The organism is Novacetimonas cocois, from assembly GCF_003311635.1.
GTDB lineage: Bacteria > Pseudomonadota > Alphaproteobacteria > Acetobacterales > Acetobacteraceae > Novacetimonas > Novacetimonas cocois.
In genome coordinates, this window is sequence record NZ_QEXL01000061.1 from 646 (window position 1) to 1,458 (window position 813).

1 protein-coding gene and 1 pseudogene are annotated in these 813 nt (G+C 60.6%); both read right to left on the bottom strand.

Annotated elements, in window-relative coordinates:
• Positions 1-71: 71 nt before the first annotated feature.
• A complete protein-coding gene (locus NJLHNGOC_RS15490; RefSeq protein WP_110570155.1) occupies positions 72-311 on the bottom strand; it encodes a conjugal transfer protein TraD in 240 nt (79 codons plus the stop codon).
• 65 nt (positions 312-376) lie between these two features.
• Positions 377-738, bottom strand: a pseudogene (locus NJLHNGOC_RS15495) (conjugal transfer protein TraD).
• Between the last annotated feature and the right edge of the window lie 75 nt (positions 739-813).

An 813-nucleotide genomic window follows, 5' to 3' on the forward strand; every position in this document is an offset into this window, starting at 1 on the left:
TTCTCCCGTTCTGGTTCAGGGTTTCGTTTGCATTCGATAGCGGACAGATCAGNNATGATCGTGTTGCGTCGTCAGTCCTGTTCCCGGTCCCTGTCGAAGGCATGAAGCCCCGCACGCCTCCAGCGTGTTTTCAGGTCGCCTGACGCGGTATTCCTGCCTTCCCGAAGCTGCCCCGCAATGTCCAGGAAGGCCCCGAGCAGGGTGGCGCGGTCATCATCGGTCAGATCGACCAGTCCCGCCTTCTGGACCAGGCCACCCAGTTCGATCAGGTGATGGGTGCGTTCCCGTCGCGCCTTCGCCCAGTCGCGCATGTCAGTGCGTGCCTTTCGTGCCTGATGGCGATGGATCAGGGCCGCCTGCTTCCTGATNCCGTCTTTCAAGCGCCAGAAGCTCCGTTCTGATCGTNATCCGGTTCCTTTCCGGCCGCCCTTTTTTGCGCCAGCCTGAAAGAACGCCGTCCCCCGTTCGGTCCACCTCGCGACGGCTTCAGGTTTGCCGTCCGCCTGTTCGACAGCCGCAAGCAGCACCCCGGCCAGCGCCTCGATCGACAGGGTATCGGCTCCCGTCGCCTCGACCAGTTCACCGAGCTGGATGGTCCGTTGCGCCTTAAGCTGCTTCGCCTTTTCCTGAAGCGCNCTTCAGTTCCGCATCAATGTCCCGTGGCCTGCGCATTTCCGGTCCCCTGTCCTGCTGGTCTGTGGCATACTCTACCATACAGGCGAGAACCGCGTCACTCATCCAGACAAATCAACCCTTGTGGCGCAGTAAAATGTAAGTGCGCGCTTATACGTCACTTCGTGACGTGCGCTTAAG

Coding starts and splice junctions, on each gene's coding strand:
- NJLHNGOC_RS15490 (WP_110570155.1), bottom strand. CDS start 311: ATGCGCGACTGGGCGAAGGCGCGACGGGAACGCACCCATCACCTGATC.